Source organism: Aurantimonas manganoxydans SI85-9A1 (assembly GCF_000153465.1).
In the GTDB taxonomy this organism is placed as follows: Bacteria; Pseudomonadota; Alphaproteobacteria; order Rhizobiales; family Rhizobiaceae; genus Aurantimonas; species Aurantimonas manganoxydans.
Genome location: NZ_CH672387.1, coordinates 237,217 through 259,561 on the forward strand (window position 1 = coordinate 237,217; position 22,345 = coordinate 259,561).

Annotated in this window: 19 protein-coding genes and 1 other RNA gene; 7 read left to right on the forward strand and 13 right to left on the reverse strand. The window is 67.6% G+C overall.

What is annotated here, in order from left to right; genetic code table 11:
• Positions 1 to 127 precede the first annotated feature (127 nt).
• Entirely contained in the window at positions 128 to 2,335 is a 2,208-nt protein-coding gene (locus tag SI859A1_RS20105; RefSeq protein WP_009208101.1) for a methyl-accepting chemotaxis protein, read from the forward strand.
• Between the two features lie 97 nt (positions 2,336 to 2,432).
• Here the strand turns inward: SI859A1_RS20105 and SI859A1_RS01435 are convergent, their stop codons facing one another.
• The 9 genes from SI859A1_RS01435 to SI859A1_RS22345 all read right to left on the reverse strand — a co-directional run bounded on the left by SI859A1_RS01435 (position 2,433) and on the right by SI859A1_RS22345 (position 14,655).
• The gene (locus tag SI859A1_RS01435; RefSeq protein ID WP_009208102.1) at positions 2,433 to 3,374 is read right to left on the reverse strand and encodes a 2-hydroxyacid dehydrogenase; all 942 of its coding nucleotides are present in this window, start codon (positions 3,372 to 3,374) and stop codon (positions 2,433 to 2,435) included.
• 3 nt (positions 3,375 to 3,377) lie between these two features.
• Positions 3,378 to 4,037, reverse strand: coding sequence for an NUDIX domain-containing protein (locus SI859A1_RS01440; protein WP_009208103.1), 660 nt, complete (start codon positions 4,035 to 4,037; stop codon positions 3,378 to 3,380).
• Positions 4,034 to 5,701, reverse strand: a complete 1,668-nt coding sequence (locus tag SI859A1_RS01445) for an ABC transporter ATP-binding protein (protein WP_244400856.1) — start codon at positions 5,699 to 5,701, stop codon at positions 4,034 to 4,036. Before SI859A1_RS01445 ends, SI859A1_RS01440 begins: the two co-directional genes overlap by 4 nt.
• A 23-nt stretch (positions 5,702 to 5,724) precedes the next feature.
• Positions 5,725 to 6,726 (reverse strand): cation diffusion facilitator family transporter, encoded by a 1,002-nt coding sequence (locus SI859A1_RS01450; RefSeq protein WP_009208104.1) that lies wholly within the window; start codon positions 6,724 to 6,726, stop codon positions 5,725 to 5,727.
• A 79-nt stretch (positions 6,727 to 6,805) separates the two neighbouring features.
• Complete coding sequence (locus SI859A1_RS01455) at positions 6,806 to 7,930, reverse strand: ABC transporter permease (protein WP_029703493.1); 1,125 nt, start codon at positions 7,928 to 7,930, stop codon at positions 6,806 to 6,808.
• Positions 7,931 to 8,040: 110 nt separating this feature from the next.
• Entirely contained in the window at positions 8,041 to 9,174 is a 1,134-nt protein-coding gene (locus SI859A1_RS01460) for a microcin C ABC transporter permease YejB (protein ID WP_040324975.1), read from the reverse strand.
• A 148-nt stretch (positions 9,175 to 9,322) separates the two neighbouring features.
• The gene (locus SI859A1_RS01465; protein ID WP_009208106.1) at positions 9,323 to 11,203 is read right to left on the reverse strand and encodes an extracellular solute-binding protein; all 1,881 of its coding nucleotides are present in this window, start codon (positions 11,201 to 11,203) and stop codon (positions 9,323 to 9,325) included.
• Complete coding sequence (locus SI859A1_RS01470) at positions 11,203 to 13,053, reverse strand: extracellular solute-binding protein (protein WP_009208107.1); 1,851 nt, start codon at positions 13,051 to 13,053, stop codon at positions 11,203 to 11,205. Before SI859A1_RS01470 ends, SI859A1_RS01465 begins: the two co-directional genes overlap by 1 nt.
• A 324-nt stretch (positions 13,054 to 13,377) precedes the next feature.
• Positions 13,378 to 14,655: a c-type cytochrome gene (locus SI859A1_RS22345; RefSeq protein WP_081451304.1), complete on the reverse strand. Its 1,278-nt coding sequence runs from the start codon at positions 14,653 to 14,655 to the stop codon at positions 13,378 to 13,380.
• A gap of 193 nt (positions 14,656 to 14,848) precedes the next feature.
• Here SI859A1_RS22345 and SI859A1_RS01480 point away from each other — a divergent pair, with 193 nt between their 5' ends.
• Together SI859A1_RS01480 and SI859A1_RS01485 are read left to right on the forward strand one after the other, a co-directional pair.
• Positions 14,849 to 15,583: a 3-deoxy-manno-octulosonate cytidylyltransferase gene (locus SI859A1_RS01480; protein WP_009208109.1), complete on the forward strand. Its 735-nt coding sequence runs from the start codon at positions 14,849 to 14,851 to the stop codon at positions 15,581 to 15,583.
• Positions 15,580 to 16,464 carry a prephenate dehydratase gene (locus SI859A1_RS01485; RefSeq protein WP_009208110.1) on the forward strand — a complete coding sequence of 295 codons (885 nt, stop codon included), beginning with the start codon at positions 15,580 to 15,582 and terminating at the stop codon, positions 16,462 to 16,464. The genes SI859A1_RS01480 and SI859A1_RS01485 overlap by 4 nt, the downstream gene beginning before the upstream one ends.
• A 24-nt stretch (positions 16,465 to 16,488) precedes the next feature.
• Here the strand turns inward: SI859A1_RS01485 and nudC are convergent, their stop codons facing one another.
• Both nudC and SI859A1_RS01495 read right to left on the reverse strand, forming a co-directional pair.
• A complete protein-coding gene (nudC, locus tag SI859A1_RS01490; RefSeq protein ID WP_009208111.1) occupies positions 16,489 to 17,448 on the reverse strand; it encodes an NAD(+) diphosphatase in 960 nt (319 codons plus the stop codon).
• A gap of 27 nt (positions 17,449 to 17,475) precedes the next feature.
• Positions 17,476 to 17,889, reverse strand: a complete 414-nt coding sequence (locus SI859A1_RS01495; RefSeq protein WP_009208112.1) for an HIT domain-containing protein — start codon at positions 17,887 to 17,889, stop codon at positions 17,476 to 17,478.
• 67 nt (positions 17,890 to 17,956) lie between these two features.
• Here SI859A1_RS01495 and ffs point away from each other — a divergent pair.
• Positions 17,957 to 18,054: signal recognition particle sRNA small type (gene ffs / locus SI859A1_RS20655), an RNA gene on the forward strand.
• A gap of 75 nt (positions 18,055 to 18,129) precedes the next feature.
• On the opposite strand, the gene SI859A1_RS01500 is transcribed toward ffs, so the two are convergent.
• A complete protein-coding gene (locus SI859A1_RS01500; protein WP_009208113.1) occupies positions 18,130 to 18,732 on the reverse strand; it encodes a methyltransferase family protein in 603 nt (200 codons plus the stop codon).
• A 250-nt stretch (positions 18,733 to 18,982) separates the two neighbouring features.
• Between SI859A1_RS01500 and SI859A1_RS01505 the strand changes: the two genes are divergently transcribed.
• Genes SI859A1_RS01505 through recR form a run of 3 tightly spaced genes read left to right on the forward strand, consistent with a single transcriptional unit; the run spans position 18,983 to position 21,867 of the window.
• Complete coding sequence (locus SI859A1_RS01505) at positions 18,983 to 20,902, forward strand: DNA polymerase III subunit gamma/tau (RefSeq protein WP_009208114.1); 1,920 nt, start codon at positions 18,983 to 18,985, stop codon at positions 20,900 to 20,902.
• 9 nt (positions 20,903 to 20,911) lie between these two features.
• A complete protein-coding gene (locus SI859A1_RS01510; protein ID WP_009208115.1) occupies positions 20,912 to 21,235 on the forward strand; it encodes a YbaB/EbfC family nucleoid-associated protein in 324 nt (107 codons plus the stop codon).
• A gap of 26 nt (positions 21,236 to 21,261) precedes the next feature.
• Complete coding sequence (recR, locus tag SI859A1_RS01515; RefSeq protein ID WP_009208116.1) at positions 21,262 to 21,867, forward strand: recombination mediator RecR; 606 nt, start codon at positions 21,262 to 21,264, stop codon at positions 21,865 to 21,867.
• 26 nt (positions 21,868 to 21,893) lie between these two features.
• Here the strand turns inward: recR and SI859A1_RS01520 are convergent, their stop codons facing one another.
• Positions 21,894 to 22,286 (reverse strand): GFA family protein, encoded by a 393-nt coding sequence (locus tag SI859A1_RS01520; protein ID WP_009208117.1) that lies wholly within the window; start codon positions 22,284 to 22,286, stop codon positions 21,894 to 21,896.
• Positions 22,287 to 22,345: the final 59 nt, after the last annotated feature.

The window sequence follows — 22,345 nt, forward strand, 5'->3', positions numbered from 1 at the left end:
TTTGGCCAGCTTACGAAGCGCCGAAACCCCGGGTGGTTAAGCCCTTGTTAAACAGCGCAGCCTAGACGCATGGATTGCCGCGTTCGCCCTCCCCGAACGCCTTTGATGCCATAGGACATGCCCTGCCGTGCAGCTTTCGGACCTGAAGATTTCCACCCGTATCGCCGCGATCGCGGCGGTCAGTATCGCCGGCATGCTGGCTCTCGCTGCCATTTTCGTCACCGACCAGAGCATCCGGTCCGACTATGCGGCGGTGATCGACAGCGCACGTGACGCCGAACGCGTGACGCAGCGCATCGAGGTGGACTTCCTGCAGGCGCGGCGCGCGGAGAAGGACTTCTTCCTGCGCCGGACCGAGGCCGATATCGCCAAGCACGCCGCCGTCCGCGCCCGCCTCGCGGACGCGTTCCAGAACCTCTCCGACCGGTTGCAGGCGGGCGGTCTGAGCCAGCTGGCCGGCGAAGCGGAGGCTGTTCGCCGCAGCTTCACCCGCTATGGCGAGCTGTTCGAGCAGGCGGCGGCGGTCAATCGCTCGCTCGGCCTCGACGAGAACTCCGGCCTGCAGGGCGCGCTGCGGACTGCGGTCCACGATCTCGAAGCCGAACTGAGCGAGGTGGGCAATCCCTCGCTGCAGGTGATGATGCTGATGTTGCGCCGGCACGAGAAGGATTTCATCCTTCGCGGCGACCTCAAATATGTCGAGCGGCTCAACGCCCAGGCGAGCGACCTGGCGAGTGTCGGCCCGGCCGCCTTCGGTTCGGTGCAGACGCGCAACGCGGTCCTGGCCGACCTTGCGATCTACACCAGCAATTTTGCCGGCTATGCCGAGGCAATGGCGGCTGAAGCGGCGCTGCGTAAGGAACTGAGCGCGGTCTTCGCCGAGGTCGAGCCGCTGTTCCAGACGATCCTGTCGGGCGTGGCGGCGACGCGCGTCGATGCCGAGGCGGCCAGTGCCGCGGCCTCGTCCTTCGCCCTCAAGATCGTTCTGGCCCTGGCGGCCTTGCTGACGCTGATCATCGCGGCCACCGTTCTCGTCGTCGGTCGGTCGATCGCCACGCCGATCTCGGTCACCGCTGCCGCCATGCGCGACTTCGCCGCCGGCGACATGACCGCCCGCGTGCCCGACGGCGCCCGCAAGGACGAGATCGGCGACATGGTCAAGGCGCTGCTGTCGTTCCGCCGGTCGGAGGAGCAGAAGCGTGCGATGATCGCCGAACGCCAGGAAGCCGAGCGTCTGGGTCTGGAACAGCGGCGCAGCGCGGAGATCGACGCGGCGGAGACGGCGCGCCAGGCGTTCATCGCCGGCATCGCGCCGGCCTTCCGGGCGCTGTCGGAGGGTGACCTCACGGCCCGCCTCGACCGGGCGCGCATGGCGGGCTTCGAGGAGATCTGTGACCTCTACAACCAGTCGGTCGCCACCCTGGAGGAGACGGTGGGGGGCGTCGTCAACGCCGTCGGCTCGATCCGCATGGGGCTGGGGGAGATCACCACCGCCTCGAACGATCTCGCGCATCGCACCGAACAGCAGGCGGCCAGTCTCGAACAGACGGTCGCGGCGCTCAGCGTGGTGACGCAGGCGGTCAACGAAACGGCAGAGAGCGCCGGCAAGGCACAGCGCGTCGCATCGGACGCACGGGGCAAGGCCCAGAAGGGCGGCGAGGTCGTCGGCAAGGCGGTCGCGGCGATGGGCCAGATCGAGCACTCCTCGGAGAAGATCAACTCGATCATCTCGGTGATCGACGAGATCGCCTTCCAGACCAACCTGCTGGCGCTGAATGCCGGTGTCGAGGCGGCCCGGGCCGGCGAGGCGGGCAAGGGCTTTGCGGTCGTCGCCCAGGAAGTGCGCGGGCTTGCCCAGCGCTCGGCGGAAGCCGCCAAGGAAATCAAGACGCTGATCGCCACGTCCCGCGAGCAGGTCGGCACCGGCGTCGAACTGGTCACGGCCTCCGGCAAGTCGCTGGAAGAGATCGTCACCGAGGTTAGTGCCATGGCCGAGGTCATCTCGACCATTGCTTCGAGCGCTCGCGAACAGGCGACGAGCCTGCGCGAAGTCTCGGGTGCCGCCGACCAGATGGACAAGGTCACCCAGCAGAACGCCGCCATGGTGGAAGAGGCGACGGCTGCCAGCCAGTCGCTGGCCAAGGACGCCGATGCGCTGGATCAGCTCACCGGGCGGTTCCGTACGCGGGTCGAGCCGGTCCGCCAGACGCGCTTGTCGCGATCACGCCCGGTGGCTCCCAAGTCGCCCGTCATCCAGATGCGCCAGACCGGTCGCGGCAGTGCCGCGCCGGCCCGCAACACCGCGCCGCAGAACGAGGGCTGGGAAGAGTTCTGAGCCTTGTCACCGGGCGGCTCAGGCCGTCCCGATGCGCAGTCGAACGCCGGGCAGGGGCTTCCCCTGTCCGGCGTTTCTGCATGCGCTCAGCGGTCGGTCAGTAGCCGGCGGTGCGGTCGACGACGCCGCGCAACGGCTCGCCGCGCTCATGGGCCGCGATCTGGCGCATGACGGCGGGTGCCAGGGCGTCCGGGTCCGACACCGCCGCCGCATGGGGCGTCACGAAGACCCGCGGATGGCGCCAGAGCGGATGATCGGCTGGCAGCGGCTCGACATTGAAGACGTCGAGCGAGGCTTCCATCAGGGTGTCCTGCTCCAGCGCCTCGAGGATCGCGGCCTCGTTCTGCAGGCCGCCGCGCCCGGCATTGATCAGCACCGGACCGCCGAGCGGCGTGCGGCGCTTGAGGCGCGACAGGAACCCGGCGTCGATGATGCCGCGGGTCTCGGCGGTCAGCGGCAGCAGCACGACCACAATGTCCGAAGCCGCCAGGAAGCCATTCAGCCCGTCTTCGCCGGCAAAGGTCTCGACGCCTTCGGCCGTTTTTGCGGTGCGGCTCCAGCCGGCAACGTTGAAGCCGAGGGCACGCAGCTTGCCGGCCGCGTCGCGGCCGAGTTCGCCGAAGCCCATGATGCCGACGGTGATCTCTCTTGCCGCAGGCTGGAGACGCTCGTGCCAGATCGTCTGGGCCTGCTGGGTGCGATAGGCGCGCCCGCGGCGGAAATGATCGAGCACCCGCCACACGACATATTCGCTCATCCGCGCGGTGAGGTCGTCGGCGACGATGCGGACCACCGGCACGTCGGGCAGGGCCTTGTCGGCGAAGATGTGATCGACGCCGGCACCGAGCGAGAAGATCGCCTTGAGGTTCGGCAGGCCTTCCAGAAGGCCCGGCGGCTGCTTCCACACGACGGCGTATTCGATGGCCGGGTCGGCCGAATGGGCCGGCTCCAGAACGATGTCGCGGTCACCGTCGGCCGCCTCCAGGGCGGCGCGCCAGCGTTTCGGATCGAAGCCGGTGACGGAGAGGAGAAGGGTCATGGATCAGTCCTCCGGGCCGTCGAGGGTGCCGAGCAGCGCCTGGGCCCGCGAGCGGCCAAGCCGCGCGAACCAGTGGGCGCAGGCGATCAGATAGCCGTTCTCGACCCGCCGGTCGTCGACGGCGGCGACGAGGTCGTCGACCTTCGCAAGGATCGGGCGGATGTCCTCGTCCTCGTCGGCATTGCCGGCCGAAGTCGCAAGGTTCGACGCATCGACCAGCGCCAGGAAGATCGTCGCATGCTCGTCGGTGAGCCCGGGCGCTGCCAGCATCCGGAAGCAGTCCTCGACCGCCTGCGGAATGAGGCCCGTCTCCTCGGTCAGCTCGCGCCGCGCGGCGGCCTCGATGCTTTCGCCCGCATCGACCAGGCCGGCGGGCAGCTCCAGCGCGGCGCCGCATTCGGTCTTCAGCGCGGCGGCCAGGCGGAACTGGCGGATGACGACGATGGAATCCAGCACCGGGTCATAGGGGATGATGACGACCACCGAGCCGGTGTGCAGATATTCGCGCCGCACCGGGCCGACCATCCCTTCGCCATCGAGGCGGGCATGGCGCAGGGTGGCCACCTTGAAGTCGCGGAAGCCGCCATGCAGCAGCTCGTCGCTGACGAGCTCCGTCTCGATCGGCTGGTCGTCGAGCCTGTCGCGGTAGTGACCTGTACTCATTGCGATACAATTCCCGTCGGTGCGGCCTTGATGTCGAAGGCGGCGGCCATCAGCGCTTTGGTGTAATCGGTCTTCGGGTTGTCGAAGATCTCGTCGGACGGTCCCCGCTCCACCACGCGGCCATTGCGCATGACGATGACCTCGTTGGCCAAAGCCCGCACGACGCGCAGATCGTGGCTGATGAAGAGATAGGCCAGATTGTGCTTCTTCTGGAGATCGCGCAAAAGGTCCACCACCTGGGCCTGCACGCTCATGTCGAGGGCCGAGGTCGGCTCGTCGAGCATGACGAAGCGCGGATTGAGGACCATGGCCCTCGCGATCGCCACGCGCTGGCGCTGGCCGCCGGAAAATTCGTGCGGGAAGCGGAAGCGGGTGGCGGGGTCGATGCCGACCTCGTTCAGTGCGGTGACGACGCGGGCGTCGCGCTCGCTGGCCGACAGTTTGCGCTCGTGGATCTCCAGCCCCTCGGCGACGATGTCGGCGATAGGCATGCGCGGCGAGAGCGAGCCGAACGGGTCCTGGAAGACAATCTGCATGCGCTCGCGCAGCGGCTTCATCGCCTTGAAGGAGCGTTCGTCGATGCGTTCGCCGTCGAAGCGGATCTCGCCCGTCGAGCCGATCATCCGGGTGAGCGCCAGGCCCAGCGTGGTCTTGCCGGAGCCGGATTCACCGACGACGCCGACGGTCTGGCCGGCGTGCACGGTGAGGTCGATGCCGTCCACCGCCTTCACATGGTCGGTGGTGCGGCGGAAAAAGCCGGTCTTGATCGGGAACCAGACCTTCACGTCCTTGGCTTCGACGACCGCCGGGGAATTGGCATTGGCGGCCGGCGGCTGGCCCTTGGGCTCGGCCGCCAGAAGATGCTTGGTGTAATGGTGCTCGGGCGCCTCGAAGATGCGCTTGGTGGGCCCTTCCTCGACGATCTTGCCCCGGTACATCACGCAGACCCGGTCGGCGATGGCGCGCACGATGCCGAGATCGTGGGTGATGAACAGCATCCCCATGTTCTGCCGGGTCTGCATGACCTTCAGAAGTTCGAGGATCTGCGCCTGCACCGTCACGTCGAGGGCGGTGGTGGGCTCGTCGGCGATCAGAAGGTCCGGCTCGTTGGCGAGCGCCATGGCGATCATCACGCGCTGGCGCTGGCCGCCGGAGAGCTGGTGCGGATAGGCGTCGAGCCGCTTCTCCGGATCGCGGATGCCGACCTGCCGCATCAGTTCGAGCGTGCGCTCGCGGGCCTGCTTGTCGCGCATGCCGCGATGCAGCTTCAGGACCTCGCCGATCTGCCGCTCGATCGTGTGCAGCGGATTGAGCGACGACATCGGCTCCTGGAAGATCATCGAGATGCGGTTGCCGCGGACCTTGCGCAGGTCGCGCTCGTCGTCGTCGATCAGGTTCTGACCGTCGAACATCACCCGGCCCTCGCCGGGATGGCTGGCCGCCGGATAGGGCAGCAGCTTCAGGATCGACAGCGCCGACACCGACTTGCCGGAGCCGGATTCACCGACCAGCGCGACGGTCTCGCCCCGGCCGATGGAGAAGGAGACGTCGTCGACGGCGAGCTGCGTCTTGCCGCCCTGGGTGAAGGCGACCGACAGATTCTCGACGGACAGCAGCGTGTCCTGCGGTGCGGAAGGCTGGGCGATTTGGGCGGTCGGGCTCAAGCGTTGGAATCCTTGTTCCGGCGTCATCGCGGGGACGTGGCGGCCGCGCCTGGGGCGGGCATGTGACATGGGGCGGCGGCCGGTGCCTCGCCATGATGGTCATGGCCGTCGTCGGCGCAGATGCCGCGCTCGATCTCGACGGTCGCATGGTGGATGGCGAAGCGCTGGCGCAGTTCGGCCTTGATGGTGCGTACGACGGCCGTGCCGTCGGCTTCTTCCGCGATGCAGGCGTGCAAAGTGGCCATCGTGCGTTCCGGCGTGATCGACCAGGCGTGGACGTGGTGGACCTCGCGCAGGTCCGGCACAGCGGCAACCAGATGCGGCGCGATCTGCGCGATGTCGACGTCGCCGGGCGCGCCTTCGAGCAGCACATGGCCGGCGTCGCGCACCAGCCGCCAGGCCGAAACGAGGATGATCACCGAAACCAGCACCGACAGGATCGGGTCGATCGGGGTCCATCCGGTCCACAGGATGACGAGCGCGGCGAGGATCGCGGCCACCGAGCCGAGGAGATCGCCGAGGACATGCAGCACCGCGCCCCGGATGTTGAGATTGTCGCGGTCGGCGCCGTGGAGAACGAGGAAGACGCCGACATTGACCACAAGCCCGGCGACCGCGACCGCCATCATGGTGCCGCCAAGGATAGGGCTCGGCGCCTGCAGCCGGTGCCAGGCCTCGTAGATGATGAAGGCGGCGATCAGGAACAGGGCGAGGCCGTTGACGAAGGCGACGAGCACCTGGAAGCGGTCGTAGCCGAAGGTGCGGCGCGCATCGCTAGGCTTGCGGGCCAGCCGGAAGGCGAACCAGCCAAGCGCCAGGGCGACGAAGTCGGTCAGCATGTGACCGGCATCGGCGAGGAGCGCGAGCGAGCCGGAGACGAGACCGCCGATCACCTCGGCCACCATGAAGGCGCCGGTCAGCCCCGCGGCGATGGCAATCCGCGTCTCGTTGGCGCCCCCGGCATGGCCGGCAAAGCCATGCGCATGGTCGTGGCTGCCGTGGTGATGTTGGGAATGATCGCTCATGCGAGAGGCTCCGGCCGGCGGCTAGATCCGCCCCGGCTGCATCCACCGACGGAACGCGACGCCCCCCACGGTCCCCGCATCACCCGAAGCTCTTGCGGGGATCGAAGGCGTCGCGCACCGCCTCACCGACGAAGACCAGCAGCGACAGCATCAGCGAGATCACGAAGAAGCCCGAGAAGCCGAGCCAGGGCGCCTGCAGATTGTTCTTGCCCTGGGCCAGCAGCTCGCCGAGCGACGGCGAACCGGGCGGCAGGCCGAAGCCGAGGAAGTCGAGCGAGGTGAGGGTGGTGATCGAGCCGTTCAGGATGAAGGGCAGGAAGGTCAGCGTCGCCACCATCGCGTTGGGGAGGAGGTGTCGGGTCATGATCGTCCAGTCGCCGACGCCAAGGGCCCGGGCGGCGTTGACATATTCGAAGTTGCGGGCGCGCAGGAACTCGGCCCGCACCACGCCGACGAAGGCGACCCAGGAGAACAGCAGCATGATGCCGAGCAGCACCCAGAAGCCGGGGGGCAGGATCGCGGCGATGATCAGCAGCAGGTAGAGAACCGGGATCGACGACCAGATTTCGATGAAGCGCTGGAACAGGAGATCGAGCCAGCCGCCGAAATAGCCCTGCACCGCGCCTGCGGCGACGCCGATCACCGCCGAGGCGGCGGTCAGGATTAGGCCGAACATCACCGAAATGCGGAAGCCGTAGATCAGCCGTGCGGCGACGTCGCGAGCCTGGTCGTCGGTGCCCAGCCAGTTCATGTTGCCGAAGGTGCAGTTCGGGTCCTCGGCGCCGAGCGGATAGCGCTGGCAGCGCTCCTCCTTGGTGAACGTCCAGGAGGGCGCGGAGGGGGCCGGCGTCGGAATGGCGTTGTTGACGGTCTGGTAGGAATAGCGGATCGGCGGCCAGATCGCCCAGCCATTGGCGTCGATCTCGTCCTGCACGAAGGGGTCGCGATAGTTCGTCACCGGCAGGAAGCCGCCGAACACCTCCTCGGGATAGTCGACGACGATCGGGTAGTAGAATTCGCCCTTGTACTCGACCAGCAGCGGCCGGTCATTGGCGACGAGTTCGGCCAGCCCGGTGATCACGAACAGGATCAGGAAGATCCACAGCGACCAGAAGCCCCGCCGGTTGGCGGTGAAGTTCTGCCAGCGGCGGCGGTTCAGGGGCGACAGGCGCGGGCGCTTCGTCGTCTCCGATTCCGGCGCCATCTGGGCGATGCCGGCGGTCTGCTCGCGCGCGATGTCGGCGGCACGCTCGTCGGGCAGTGTCGGATCCCGCTTTTCGGCGGCGAGGCGGTCTTTCTGTGCGTCGTCCATCGTCACACCTCCCGCTTCTCGAAATCGATCCGCGGATCGATCCAGGTGTAGGTGAGGTCGGACAGAAGGGTCGTCACGAGGCCGAGCAGGGAGAAGATGTAGAGGGTGCCGAACACGACCGGATAGTCCCGCTGGTAGATGGATTCGAAGCCGAGCAGGCCGAGGCCGTCGAGCGAGAAGATCGTCTCGATCAGCAGCGAGCCGGCGAAGAAGGCCGAGATGAAGGCACCGGGAAAACCGGCGACGATGATCAGCATGGCGTTGCGGAAGACGTGGCCGTAGAGCACCCGCCGCTCCGACAGGCCCTTGGCGCGGGCCGTCGTGACGTATTGCTTGCGGATCTCGTCGAGGAAGGAGTTCTTGGTCAGGAGCGTCGTCGTGGCGAAGGCCGACAGCGACAGGGCGATCAACGGCAGGGTCAGGTGCCAGAAATAGTCCGGGATGGTCTGCGTGACGCAGCGGCCGAGATCGCCGGCCGGCGACCAGACCGCGCACCAGTCGCCGCGCACCCCGTCTGACAGGAGGCCGCGCAGCGGGAACCAGTCATAAAAGGACCCGCCGGCAAACAGCACGATGAGAATGATGGCGAAGAGGAAGCCGGGGATCGCATAGGCGACGATGACGACGCCGGAAGTCCACACATCGAAGCGCGAGCCATCGGTCAGCGCCTTGCGGATGCCGAGCGGGATCGAGATCAGGTAGGACAGGAGCGTGATCCACAGGCCGAGCGAGATCGATACCGGCATCTTTTCCAGGATCAGCTCCCAGACGGAGACCGAGCGGAAATAGCTGTCGCCGAAATCGAAGCGGACATAGTTCCACAGCATCATGCCGAAGCGCTCCAGCGGCGGCTTGTCGAAGCCGAACTGCTTTTCGAGCCGCTCGATGAAGGCGGGGTCGAGCCCCTGCGCGCCGCGATAGCCGGAATTGTCGCTGCCGCCGCTCGAGCCCGAGCCGAAATCGCCGCCGCCACCGGACACCCGGTCCATGGCGCCGCCGGCTTCGCCCTGCAGGCTGGCGATGACCTGTTCGATCGGCCCGCCCGGCGCGAACTGGATCACCAGGAACGAGATCGCCATGATGCCGACGAGCGTCGGGATCATCAGCAGGATGCGGCGGAGGATATAGGAGCCCATGGGCGGGTGATCGTCTCCGAGATGCAGATTGCGCCGGCGAACCGGGAGCCGGCATTACCGGCCGATTGCGGTGATAACGCGGGCGTGGCGCGATCGCAAAAGCGCGGCCGCGACCCGTCCCGTTTTCAGCGTGGTGCCCGGCCGCGGATCAGCCGCGGCCCAGCGCCTTGGCCTTCTCCGCTTCGTACCACCATAGAGTCTCGACGGGCCACGAATAGTCCGGCTTGTCCTCGCGAAAGCCGAAAATATCCCAGAAGGCGGCGCGGTGGCCGTCGGCCGTGATGTTGGGCAGCCAGTCGAGCCGCCAGCGCAACACCCGGTCGAGGGCCAGGAGCGCGGTCACCAGTTCCGCACGGTTCGTTGCGCGGGCAGCGTGGCCTATCAGCGTGTCGACGGCCTCGCTGGCCATGCCGGGATAATTGTAGGCGCCCGGACGGTCGACCGCGTCGCTGCCGAAGAACAGCGACAGGCCCTCGCGCGTCGGCGTGGCACCGAGGCTGAAGGCGGCCAGCACCATGTCGAAATCGTAGCGGTTGATCCGCTCCTGGTACTGGGCCGGATCGACGAGGCGCATGGTGGCGTCGACGCCCAGGGTGCGCAGCGTGTCGACGAACTTGGCGTAGACCCGCTTCTGCTCCTGGCCATAGGTCAGATATTCCAGCCGGAACGGCTCGCCGGCGGCATTGACCAGACGGTTGCCGTCGCGGCGCCAGCCGGCCTCGGCGAAGAGTTGCGAGGCTTCGCGCAGCAGCCGGCGGTCGCGGCCCGAGCCGTCGCTGACCGGCTGCACCCAGACCTCGCCGAAGACCTCGTCGGGGACCGTGCCGCGCAGGGGTTCCAGCAAGGCAAGCTCGGCTTCGGACGGCTTGCCGGTGGCGACGAATTCGGAGCCCTGGAACGGCGAGTTGGAATGGACGCGCTGGCCGAACAGGAGGTTGGCGTTGGTCCATTCGAAGTCGAAGCACATGTTGATCGCACGCCGGACCCGTGCATCGGCGAAACGCTCGCGCCGCTGGTTGAGCGCCCAGCACTGGAAGCGGGGGCGCTTCTCGGCGGCAAATTCCCGCTTGATGACCTCGCCGCGCTGGACCGCGGGGAAGTCGTATTCGGTCGCCCAGTCCTTGGTGGTGAATTCCTCACGAAAGGTGATCAACCCCTTCTTGAAGGCTTCCAGTGCCGGCTGGCGGTCGCGGAAGAAGTCGATCCGCAGCGTGTCGAAATGGCCGAGGCCGCGGGCGAAATTCAGATGCTTCGCCCAATAATCAGGGCGCTTGATATATTCGATGTAGCGGCCGAACTCGTAGCGCCCGATGGCATAGGCGCCGCTGCCGGGGATCGCCTCGGTGCTGACGGTGGCAAAGTCCCGGTCGGCAAAGAAGGCGCGCGGCAGGATCGGCATGCCGAGGGCGTCGAGGGCATCCTGGTAGCTCTGGGCGCCGGAGAAGGTGATGCGGACGGTCGCCGCGTCCTCGGCAACGGCCTCGGCGACGTTGCGGAGCGCCACCTGCAGGCTCGGATGCCCGAACTCCTTCAGCGTCTCGTAGGAGAAGACCACGTCGTTGGCGGTCACCGGATCGCCGGTGGAGAACCGCGCCTGCGGCCGCAGCTTGAAGGTGAAGCTGTTGCGGTCGGCCGAGAGGGTAACGGTTTCGGCCAGGGCGCAATAGATCGCGTCCGGCTCGTCCATCGCCGCGACGACGAGGGAATCGTAGAGCTTCTCGATCCGCGGCGGGGCGTTGCCCTGCAGGACGAAGCTGTTCAGCGTGTCGAAGGTCAGGGGCGACTGGTTGAGGGCCCAGTAGGCGACGGCCAGGTTCATCTGGCCGCCGGCCGGCGCGCCGGGCGTCGCATAGTCGAAATGGCCGAAATCCGGCGGATATTTCAGCTCGCCGAAGGCCGACAGGCCGTGCAGCGGCTGGTCCGTCGCCACCTGTGCGAAAGGCCGGCCCGGCAGCATCGCCGCCGCGCCGGCACCCAGCATCATCTGACCGAAATGGCGGCGGGTGAAATGACCGAGCGCCGTCGCCATCAGTTCGCTGCAGCCTTCTCGGCTTCGGCAGACTTCGTCCACCAGGAGAAAGGGTCGATGCCGTTATAGGCCGGGCCCTTCTCGGGCATCTGCAGCTTGTCCCAATAAGCCAGCCAGTCCTCCGACTTGTACCATTGCGGGACGACGTAATACTCCCACAGCAGCACCCGATCGAGCGCCCGCGTGGCGGCGACGAGGCTCTCGCGGTCCGGCGCATAGACGATGTCGTCGATGAGCTGGTCGACCGCCGGGTTCTTGATGCCGGAATAGTTGCGGCTGCCCGGGGCGTCGGCGGCGGTGGTGCTCCAGAAGTCGCGCTGCTCGTTGCCCGGGGAGAGCGACTGGCCCGGATAGCGCAGCCCGACCACCTCGAACTCGAAGCCGTTCATGCGCTCGATATACTGGTTGGTGTCGACGATCCGCACCTCGGTCTGGATGCCGAGACGCTGGAGCTGGCGGGCGAAGGGCTCGAGGGTGCGGTTGTCCATCGGGTCGTTGCCGAGGAACTCGATGGTGAAGGGCTCGCCGGTCTGCGCGTTCACGAGCGTCGTGCCGCGCAGCTCGTAGCCCGCGTCCTTCAGGAGGCCGAGCGCCTCGCGCAGATAGTTTCGGGCCGCGCCCGGGTCGTTATAGGCGGGCAGCGCGAACTCCTCGGTGAAGACCTCGTCGGGGATCTGGCCGCGCAGCGGCTCCAGATAGGCGAGCTCGCGTTCGTCCGGCAGCCCTTTGGCGGCCAGTTCGCTATTCTCGAAATAGGAGTGCATGCGCTCGTAGAGGCCGAAGAACAGCGTCCGGTTCATCTCCTCGAAATTGTAGGCCAGCGTCAGCGCCTTGCGCACCCGCCGGTCCTGGAACTTCTCCAGCCGGTTGTTCAGCACATAGGCCTGCATCGACTGCACGGAGCCGCTTTCGAGGGTCTTGCGGATGACGCGGCCGTCCTTCACGGCGGGGAAGTCGTAGCCCTCGGCCCAGCGGCGCGACATGTTCTCCAGCCGCCAGTCGTCGAGGCCGCCCTTCTTGAAGGCTTCCCAGGCCGCGTTGGTGTCGCGCAGATAGACGTAGCGGATCTCGCCGTAATTGTAGCGGCCGACCCGGGTCGGATTGTCGAGGCCCCAATAGTCGCTGACGCGCTCCCAGGTGATGGACTGGCCGATGTCGTAGGACTTGATGCGGTAGGGACCGGAGCCCAGCGGCACCTCGGAGGTGGGCTGGGTGATATCGCGCTTCTTGCCGTCGGCGTCGGTGCCCTCCCACCAGTGCTTCGGCAGAATTGTCAGGTCGCCGACGATGTTGGGCAGCTCGCGGTTGCCGGTCTGGTCGAACGTGAAGGTCACCTCGCCGTCGCCGGACTTCTCCGCCGAGACGATGTTCTTGTAATAGGCCGACCATTGCGGGTGCAGCCCGGTCAGCGTCTCGAAGCTCCAGATCACGTCCTCGACCGTCACCGGCTCGCCATCGTGCCAGCGCGCCTCCGGGTTGAGACGGTAGGTCACCGAGGAGAAGTCCGCCGGGTAGCGGACGGCTTCGGCGATCAGCGCATGGGCGGTGCCCGGCTCGTCCGGCGACTGGTCCATCAGCGTGTCGTACAGGAGGCCGCCGCCGAAGGTGGCAAGGCCCGCCGCCGGCGTGCCGCGCACGATGAAGGGGTTGAAGCTGTCGAAGGAGCCGATGGCGATCTGGTTCAGCGTGCCGCCCTTGGGCGCATCGGGATTGACGTAGTCGTAATGGGCGAAGTCGTCCGGATACTTCGACCCCTCGATCAGCGATGAAGATTCATGCCATTCGCCGGCGTCCTCGGCCTTTTGGGTGGCGGCCGCCGCGTTTCCGGCCTTTGCCGTTCCGGTATCCACCTGCTGGTCCGGCTGGCTGGCCGCTTTGTCCTGCGCAAGGGCCGGAGCGCCGATGACGCCGAAGGCGAGACTGCTCGCGACGGCAAGACGGACGAGACGGTTCGGCAACGACAAGGGCGGCCTCCATGCAATGGGCGGGCAATGGTCCCGCGATCGGGTCTTGACCCAATCTAGGGAAGGGGGGCGGGTAAAGTCACGTGACGAAAGCGTAATCGAGCCCGGACAGGGCTTCGGGCAGCGGGATCGACGGCAGGCCGAAACGAACAAAGCCCCGGCGAGGGCCGGGGCTTTGCAAGTGTTTCTCGATGTCGGTGCCGTGTCGGCTCAGTTGCCGGTGGTCGCGCCGCTCTCGTCGAAGGTGGCGAGATAGGCGATGACGTTGGCGACATCCTCGGGCTTCTTCAGGCCGGGGAAGACCATCTTGGTGCCCTTCACCAGACCGCGCGGATCGGCCAGCCATGCGGACAGCTCCTCGACGTTCCACGTCGGGTGCTCCTCGGCATAGGCGACCAGCGCCGGGGAGAAGCTGTAGCCCTCGACCGAGGCAATGGCCTCGCCGACGATGCCGTTCAGCTCAGGACCGACCTTGTTCTTCGCGCCTTCGCCGACCGCATGGCAGGCCTGGCACTTGCGGAAGACCTTCTTGCCGGCTTCCGGGTCGCCGGATACGGCGGCCGGCTCGGCCGCGGCGACCTGGGTCTCGCTCGCCGCACCTTCGGCCGGCGCTGCTGCGGCTTCCTCGTCCACGGCGTTCTCCCCGCCCGGAACGTTCTCCTCGGCGCCCGGAGCCGCCTCGGTGCCGCTGCCCTGCTGGTCGTTGGCCTTCGCTGCGCCGGCATCCTGCGGCTCGTCGGCGGCAGGCGGCGCCGGGCGCTCTTCCTCGCTCATGGTCGGGGCCTGTTCGGCGCCCGGCTGGGAAGCCGGCTCGGCATCGGCCGTGCCGCCGGCCTGGGCAGCGGATTCGCCGCCTGCGGCCGGATCGCCCTGCGTCGTCGTCGCGGCGTCGGTCGTCTCTTCGGCAGCGGCCTCTTCAGCCGGCGCCTCGGCCGGTGCTTCCGGCAGGGCCGCGGGGCTGTCGGCCTGCTCGCGCAGATAGGCGATCAGGTTCGCGCGGTCCTCCGGCTTCTTCAGGCCGGCGAAACCCATCGCGGTGCCGGGAATGTAGCCCTTGGGGTTCTTGATGAAGTGGTAAAGGTGGTCAAAGTCCCACTTGACCTCGCCACCCTCGGAAAATTCCTGCATGGCGGTCGAGTAGCCGAAGTCGGGCACCGATGCGATCGGGCGCATGACGACATCCCACAGATGCGGGCCGACCTTGTTCGGGCCGCCCTTCTCGATGCTGTGGCAGGCGGCGCACTTCTTGAACTGCGAGGCGCCGGCCTCGGCGTCGGCGGTCTGAAGCAGTGCGGCGATCGGCGGATCTTCCGCGGCGGCGGGCGCGGCATCGCCGTCTTCACCCGGCTCGGCGGCCACGATCACGTAGCCCGGCTGCTCCGGCGCTTCGGCATGGAACAGCGCTTCCGCCAGCAGACTGCCGCCGAACAGGACGAAGATGGTCCCGAGCACGGCTCCGAAGATCTTGTTGGCCTCGAACGAATTCATGGGCGGGAGGGCTCCCTCTGCAAGCAGGGGCACCAGGCGCCGCCGCTTTCTGTCTGACAAAAACGCGCGGAACCTAGGTCTTTTGCGGTTTCAAGGCAATATCTGTAAGAGGCGGTTCCACCGCGCCTTTTGTCATCCCGCGCCGCTACAGACAAGCGTTTTGCGGCTTCAATTTCCGGTTCCTCGCACGCTCATGTCGATCCTCGTTCTCATTCCCGCACGGCTGGCCTCCACGCGCCTGCCCCAGAAGGCCCTCGCCGACATCGCCGGACGGCCGATGATCGTGCGCGTCGCCGAGCGCGCCACGGCGGCCGATATCGGCCGCGTCGTGATCGCCACGGATTCGCAGGAGATCCTCGATGCGGTGGTCTCGGCGGGCTACGAGGCGGTGATGACCTCGGTCGATCACCAGTCGGGCTCGGACCGGATCTTCGAGGCGCTGCAGGGACTTGACCCCGACGGCGCGGTCGAGACCATCGTCAATGTGCAGGGCGATCTACCGACCATCGAGCCGGAGGCGATCCGCCAGGTGCTGGCCCCCTTCGAGGATCCGCGCTGCGACATCGCGACGCTCGGCGTCGCGATCACCGACGCGGAGGAGAAGACCAATCCCAACGTGGTGAAGATCGTCGGCTCGCCCAACGGCCCGTCGCGATTGCGGGCGCTCTACTTCACCCGTGCCACGGCCCCCTGGGGCGAAGGGCCGCTGTTTCACCATGTCGGCCTCTACGCCTATCGGCGGGCGAGCCTCGAACGTTTCGTGACGCTCGGGCCCTCGACGCTGGAAAATCGCGAGAAGCTGGAGCAGTTGCGGGCACTGGAAGACGGCATGCGCATCGACGCCGAGATCATCGACACCGTACCGCTCGGTGTCGACGGTCCCGCCGACCTGGAACGGGCGCGAATCATGTACGGGGTCGAGCCATGAGCGACATCCGACCCAAGATCGCCTTCCAGGGCGAGCCCGGTGCCAATTCCGACATGGCCTGCCAGGCGGTGCGGCCCGATCACGAGCCGATGCCGTGCCCGTCCTTCGACGACGCCTTCGACGCGGTGCGGTCTGGCGAGGCGGCGCTGGCGATGATCCCGATCGAGAACACGCTGGCCGGCCGGGTGGCCGACATCCATCATCTGATGCCCGATTCCGGCCTGCAGATCGTCGGCGAATATTTCATGCCGATCCATTTCCAGCTGATGGTGCTGCCGGGAGTCGCCCGCGACGAGATCCGCACCGTGCAGAGCCACATTCACGCGCTCGGCCAGTGCCGCCGCTACATTCGCGGCAATGGCTGGAAGCCGGTCGTGGCCGGCGACACGGCGGGGGCGGCGCGGGAGGTCTCGCAGGCTGGCGACCGCAGCCGCGCGGCGCTCGCCCCGGAGCTGGCGGCCTCGCATTACGGGCTCGACATCATCGAGCGCGACGTCGAGGATTCGGCCAACAACGTCACCCGCTTCGTCGTCCTCTCGCGGCCCGGTGCCCAGCCAACCGATTTGTGGGCTCCGGTCGGCCGCAACACGGTCACCACCTTCGTCTTCGAAGTGCGCAACCTGCCGGCGGCGCTCTACAAGGCGATGGGCGGGTTCGCCACCAACGGCGTCAACATGACCAAGCTGGAGAGCTACCAGCTCGGCGGCCAGTTCATCGCCACGCAGTTCTACGCCGATGTCGAAGGCCATCCGAACGACGATTCGGTCCGGCTGGCGCTGGAAGAACTGGCCTTCTTCACCCGCAAGGTGACGATCCTCGGTGTCTACGAGGCCGCGCCCGATCGGCTGAACGCCGGCACGGACCGTCCGGCCGGCGAATAGCCCGCCGGGACCGGCCGCGCCGCATCAGACCTCGCCGTCGGCGAAGGCCTTGATCAGATGGTGGGCGATGGCGAAGCGCCGTGGCAGGGCGAGACCGTCCGGATGGGCCCCGGCCAGCATCGCCTGCACTTCCGCACGGTCGAACCAGCGGCAGGCTTCCAGTTCGTCGCTGTCGAAATCGATCTCGAAGGTGTTGGCCCGCGCGATGCAGCCGATCATCAGGCTGCCAGGGAACGGCCAGGGCTGCGACGCCAGATAGCGCACGGAGGCCACGGCGAGCCCCGATTCCTCCAGCGTCTCGCGGCGCACCGCGGCCTCGACCGTCTCGCCGGCCTCCACGAAGCCCGCGAGGCAGGACCAGAAATTCTCCGGAAAATGCGGCTGGCGCCCCAGCACGCAGCGGCCGTTGCCATCGTGGACGAGCATGATCGTCACCGGATCGGTGCGCGGGAAGACTACGTCGTCGCAGCGCGTGCAGCGGCGGCGGTAGCCGGCCGCTTCGGACCGGGTTTCCCCGCCGCAGCGGGCGCAGAAACCGTTGCGCGCATGCCAGCCGAGGAGATGGGCGGCCTGCCCGAGCTGGCCTTCGGTGTCGGGGTCGAAACTCGCGTGCAGGGCAAGCGAGCGCAGATCGTTGTCCTCCAGCCCTTCGATGGGAAGCGTCACCGTCGGGGCGCTGGCGGCCAGCACCGGGCGGCCGTCCGGCTCGAAGCCGAGGAGGATGCAGGTGGACAAGTCCGCCCCGAGCGCTTCGGCGTCGGCGCGGGCGAAGCCGACATCGAGGGCCGGACCACCGGTGCGGTACAGCCATCGACCGCCCGGCGTCGCCAGGAAAATCCGCGCCCTGTCATGGCCCAGCGCCTCGGCGAGGCTGTCGTCGGTGCGCCGTTCGCCGTCGCGCCACAGCGTATTGCCGGCAAAGCCGGTGCGGGCGCTCACCTCGGCCAGATCGGCGATCGCGGCGCGCTGGTTGTCATCCTTCAAGGGTCGTTCTCTCGCTTGTCCGCAGGGTCAGGCCGGCAGGATGGCGCGACGCATCTCGTCGGCGAATCGCGCGGCCTCGCCGGCATCATAGGGCACCGGGGTGCCATGTCCCCAAATCGGGCCCGGCCAGTTGGGATCGCCCTTGCGCCGCGCCACCACATGCAGGTGGAACATCGGCACGATGTTGCCGAGGGCGCCGATATTCATCTTGTCGGCCTTCACCGCCGTCTGCAGTGCCTTGGAAACGAGACCCATCTCGAAGGTCAGCATGGTCTGGTCGAGCGGCGTCAGCTCGTGAAACTCGGTAATGGTATTGCGCTGCGGCACGAGGATGAGCCACGGCCAGCGGCTGTCATTCATCAGGCGCAGGTCGCAGAGGCCGAGCCGGCTGATCGACATCGTGTCCCTGGCAAGGCAGGGGTCGAGTTGGAAGGCTGGCATCAATTCCTGTCCTCGATCTGGGGTGCCCGGGTTGCAATTAGGGCAGCGATCGCAGATATGGAGCGCGGGAGGTTGGTGGTGGACGCGCCACTCGCCAACCGGGTCAGGTCCGGAAGGAAGCAGCCCCAACGAGCTCCGGCACGGGTCATCGTGCCAGCCTCCCACCCATTCCCCTTTTCCAGGACATGACTGCGTTCGAGCGTGCCGCCTCCAGGCCGCGCCCGTGACGCGCCGCGTCGCCTAGTAGAGACGCAAGAGCACCGGCAGATAGCCGCTGCCCTGCAGGAGCTCGACCGTCTCGAAGAACGGCAGGGCGAGGAAGAACACCAGCCCGTCCGTGAGCGTGCGATAGACGAGCCGGGTGTCGACGGTGACGCGGCGGATGTCCCGGTAGAGCGCCGGATTGGGCAGGAAGCGCGGGACGCGGGCGACGTAGCTGTCGAAATCGGCCCCGAAGGCGTCGCGCAGATAGCGCTCCTCGCGCAGGATCACGACCCGGAAGGCCACGGCGCAGCCGAGCATGAAGATCGCGCCGAGCAGCAGGCTGCCGGTGGCCGCGCCGGCGCCGCCCGCTGCGATGCTGGAAAAGACGTAGAGCGGATTGCGCGAGATCGAATACGGCCCGCTGGCGACGATTTCCGAGGCCTTGCGGCCGCCGATATAGAGCGTGCACCAGATCCGGCCGGCGATCCCGACGACGATAAGAGCGAGACCGGCGACCTCGATGGTCTCGTGGACCTCCTCGTTCCACGCCGAGCCGACGAAGATCAGCGCGAAAAAGGCGGCGATCAACAGAACGAACAGGGCCAGTCTGCGTCGCTCCTGATACTGCGTCAGTGCCATCGTTCGGCTCCGTTTTGCGCGACCGCATGTGACTGTACCCGGTGCGTCCTGCGCGCTTCTGCCTCGGCCTATCGTCGCCATGCAAGGCGAAAAAACGGCAGATGTCCATCGGCCACGCAGGACTTGCGTCCCCCGCCCATTCGCTTCAGAACCGGAAGCGAGCGCGGCATCGGTCACGGGGCCGCCGCGCCGGCCGACAGGTGGCAGGCGACCGCCATCCCGCGACGCGAATTTCCGGACCCAGGGCGCGATGAGCGATATCGAAAGCGGCACTGCGATTTCATCCGAGGCCGGCGCCGCCGCGCCCTATCGGGTGCTGGCGCGCAAGTATCGCCCGCGCTCCTTCGACGATCTGATTGGCCAGGAGCCGATGGTCCGCACCCTGACCAACGCCTTCGAGACCGGCCGCATCGCCCAGGCCTGGATGCTGACCGGCGTGCGCGGTGTCGGCAAGACCACCACGGCGCGGATCCTGGCGCGGGCGCTGAACTACCAGACCGACGAGATCGACCAGCCGACGATCCACATGGGCGAGCCGGGCATCCACTGCCAGGCGATCATGGAAGGCCGGCATGTCGACGTGGTCGAGATGGATGCGGCGTCCCACACCGGCATCGACGACGTGCGCGAGATCATCGCGCAGGTGCGCTATCGCCCGGTGTCGGCGCGCTACAAGGTCTACATCATCGACGAGGTGCACATGCTGTCGACGCAGGCCTTCAACGGCCTGCTGAAGACGCTGGAGGAACCGCCGGAGCACGTGAAGTTCGTCTTCGCGACGACCGAGATCCGCAAGGTGCCGGTGACGGTCCTGTCGCGCTGCCAGCGCTTCGACCTGCGACGCGTCGAATCGGCGACGCTGATGGCGCATCTGACGAAGATCGCGACCGCCGAGCATGTCGAGGTCGACGAGGACGCGCTGCGGCTGATCGCCCGCGCCGCCGAAGGTTCGGTGCGCGACGCCCTCTCCCTGACCGACCAGGCGATCGCCCACGGGGCGGGCGCGGTGACCGCGCAGGCAGTGCGCGACATGCTGGGCCTCGCCGACCGGGTCCGCATCATCGATCTGTTCGAGTATCTGATGAAGGGCGACGCCGCGGCGGCACTGAAGGAGCTGCGCGACCAGTATGTCGTCGGCGCCGATCCGGCCGTGGTTCTCGCCGACCTTGCCGATTTCACCCATCTCGTCACGACCCTGCGCTTCGTGCCCGATGCGGCCGAGGACGCGGCGCTGTCGCCGATGGAGGCCGAGCGCGGCCTGGAATTTTCCAAGAGCCTGTCGATCCGCACCCTCGGCCAGGTCTGGCAGATGCTGCTGAAGGCGCTGGAGGAGACGCGCAACGCCAATGCGCCGCGCCAGGCCGCCGAAATGGCGCTGATCCGCATCGCCCATGCCGCCGACCTGCCGTCGCCCGACGATCTGGTGCGGCTGATCCGCAGCGGCGAGATCGGCAATCTGCCGGCACCGGCACTGGCCGGCGGAAACGGCGCAGCCGGGCACGGTGAGGGCGGTGGCAATGGTGTGGGAGCGTCCGGCTCCGGCGGTTCTGCCGCGGCGGCGACGCAGGCCATCGCCGCCCCATCGGCGCCGGTTTCCACCGCACCTGCAGGCGGCCCGCAATCCTCCGGCATGATGAGTGCGCGCATGGGCGGTGGGCAGAGCTCGCGGCCGCAGACCCGTCCGGTCGTTCAGGAGGGCCAGCCCGAGATTCAGATCGCGTCGCTGGAGCAGCTCGTCGCGCTCTCCGAATCCAAGCGCGACTCGCTGATGACCGTGTCGATCCGGCGCTATCTGCGGCTGGTGAAGCTGGTGCCGGGGCGGATCGAGGTCGCGCTGACGCCGGAGGCGCCGCGCACGCTGATCACCGATCTCACCCGCAAGCTGCACGACTGGACCGGGCGCCGCTGGGTGGTGACCATTTCCAACGGCGAGGCGAAGCCGACCCTCGACGAGGTCGCGACCGCGCGCCGCAATACGCTGTTGCTCGACGCCGAATCCGACCCGGAAGTCGCGGCGATCCTCGCCTCGTTTCCCGGTGCCAAGGTGGTCGATGTGCGGCTGCGCGGCGACGCCGAGGCGGCGGCTGACGAGGCAGCGCTTGTTTCGGACGTGGTCGAGGACGACATTCTGGTCGATCCGTCGGAGCAGTCCGACGACGACGACATCTAGGAGATCGCGATGAAAGACCTGATGGGCATGATGAAGCAGGCCAAGGAGATGCAGGCCAAGATGGCCGGCCTCCAGGAAGAGATCGCTTCCATCACGGTGACCGGCCAGGCCGGCGGCGGCGTCGTGTCGGTCACGCTGACCGGCAAGGGCGAGATGCAGGGCATCGCGATCGATCCGTCGCTGCTGAAGGAAGACGAGAAGGACATCGTCGAGGATCTCGTCATGGCGGCCCATAACGACGCCAAGGGCAAGCTTGATGCGGCCATCCAGGAAAAGACCCAGGAACTGACCGCCGGCCTGCAGCTGCCCCCCGGCATGAGCCTGCCGTTCTGAGGCGTCCCGGCGGCATCTAGACCCTCATGGCCAAACCCATTGCAGGCCCGGAGATCGAGCGGCTGATCCAGCTGCTCGCCAAGCTCCCCGGCCTTGGTCCCCGTTCGGCGCGCCGCGCGGCGCTTCATCTCGTCAAGCGGCGCGAGCAGCTTCTGGCGCCGCTGTCGGCCGCCATGGGCGAGGCGCTGGACAAGGTGACGATCTGCTCGGTCTGCGGCAATATCGATACCTTCGATCCCTGCACGATCTGCACCGACGGCTCGCGCGACCAGTCGATCGTGATCGTCGTGGAAGACGTCTCGGACCTGTGGGCGCTGGAGCGGGCCAAGGCGCTGAATGCGGCCTATCACGTGCTCGGCGGCGTCCTGTCGCCGCTCGACGGGATCGGCCCCGACGACCTCACCATCCGGCAGCTCGTCGAACGCGTCCACAAGGGCGGGGTGAAGGAACTGATCCTCGCCGTGAACGCCACGGTCGAGGGCCAGACGACGGCGCATTACCTGATGGACCAGCTCGAAGGCTTCGAGGTGCGGGTCACGCGCCTCGCCCATGGCGTCCCCGTCGGCGGCGAACTGGACTATCTCGACGAAGGCACGCTCTCGGCGGCCATGCGCTCGCGCACAGGGCTCTGAGGGCGGCGGCTACTCGCGCCGGTGATCTACGGCTCGTCGCCATCCGCGGCGTCGCGATCGCGGGCGTATCGTGCCGCGACCGGGAAGGGCGGCAGCCAGGCTTCGCGGCGGATCGTCCAGCATTCATAGGCGGGTGTCAGCTGGTCCGGGGCGTCCAGCGCGCCGAGATGCAGTTCGGTCTCGTCACCGGTGCAGGCGAAGACGGACCCGCCGCAGCGCGGGCAGAAATGCCGCCCCGCATAGGCACGCGTTTCGCCGGTGACCGTCACGGCGTCGTGGCGGAAGATGGCAGCCGCGTAGAACAGGGCGCCGTGATGCTTGCGGCAGTCGAGGCAATGGCAAAGGCCGACACGGTCGGGCCGGCCCGTCGCAACAATGCGCACGTCGCCGCACAAACAGCCGCCGGTATATTGCTCCATGCCGCATCCTCCGCGTCGGTTTCATCCGTTTGCCGGCAGGAAGGCTAGGACGGGCGTCC